A 1,185-nucleotide genomic window follows, 5' to 3' on the forward strand; every position below is an offset into this window, starting at 1 on the left:
CAATGTCAAATAAAATCGTACTAGCACATTTCAACCGTTTTGCTACGAAGGCTAAGATACGCTAGTACGAACGTTTCCGAATCCTCTTTTCAAAGTGGGTGAGTCTACCCTGTAGTAGCCTTGACGCTCGTTTATTATTCGGCCTTGTCACCAACTCCGGAAGTACTGTACAAAGGCCAGTCATTCTACAACTGTTCAATCCTCTATTGAACTTTCGTCCATTGGTCGTCAGAAAGCGGTCCGGGTTTCTCTTCAGGTAACTCGCAATCCTTGAAATGGTGATAGTACGAAAGCCACCCATTGGCCTTTATATTCGCCCCACAATGTGGTGAACGTATACTCTCCTATTGTCCTATCAAGAAAGGATATCCGTGACGTATTGCTTCTGGAAATTTTCCTTCGTACAGTGCTGGTGTTTGCAGATTCGGGTTTCTGATATTGACTCTGTCTTTTAGTCTGCTGTGACCCTGCACTCACTGTGGTGAGTTTCACACCTCGATTTTGGGCGACTCCCTGTCCCGGAGTTGTGAATGAACTGGTAGTAACTACTCTAACTTCGTCAATATCATTTCGGGCTAACAGCCCCGAAGCTTTCTGAACTGCCGAACTGCTCACTTTGTTGTCCGTAGCATATCCTTTTGCTTGGACTGCAATCGTTCGCCCACCGTTTTTAAAAGTAGATCGGTGCCATTATTATTCGTCTTTGTGGTTAGATAAACTTCGTATCCTTCTTTTTTGTAATATCTGAAGAGTTGCATTTCAAACCACTCTCCGGCCATAATATGTTTGATTGTTACAGTTCAATAATAATTCCCGCACATATCATGCTAGATGTAGCTCAACATGTTCTGACTACCGTGTTAGGTTTCATGCAGAATTAGTCTGTATACGTATTGACTGTCCACTGAATATTCCCAACGAGGTTAACTAACACTCTCGCCTCAGACACGTCTTTTTGTACTGTGCCGATGATTGACCCCATCTCGTCCTCTTCAAAACCAATCGCATCTGCTGGGTCATTAGTTGACGAATGCATGAAATACGCAATAGCAGTTGCTTCCTTATCAGTGAGATTTGTGTTTGATTTTAATACGTCTCTATAGCACTTCGTACAAAGCCAAAGCGGAGACTCCGAAAATCCTCGTAACCCTTCACTGAACTTAGCGACCACCTCAGGCACAGTAA

Annotated in this window: 1 protein-coding gene and 1 pseudogene; both read right to left on the reverse strand. The window is 43.5% G+C overall.

The genetic code is table 11. The features are described from left to right. Positions 1–252: 252 nt before the first annotated feature. Positions 253–657: pseudogene (locus AUR66_RS23280) on the reverse strand (restriction endonuclease); the annotation flags it as partial. A 220-nt stretch (positions 658–877) separates the two neighbouring features. After that, a partial coding sequence (locus AUR66_RS22640; protein WP_231727878.1) for a hypothetical protein occupies positions 878–1,185 on the reverse strand: 308 nt, incomplete at its 5' end.

The sequence above is a fragment of the Haloferax profundi genome, from assembly GCF_001469865.1.
GTDB classification, from domain to species: domain Archaea; phylum Halobacteriota; class Halobacteria; order Halobacteriales; family Haloferacaceae; genus Haloferax; species Haloferax profundi.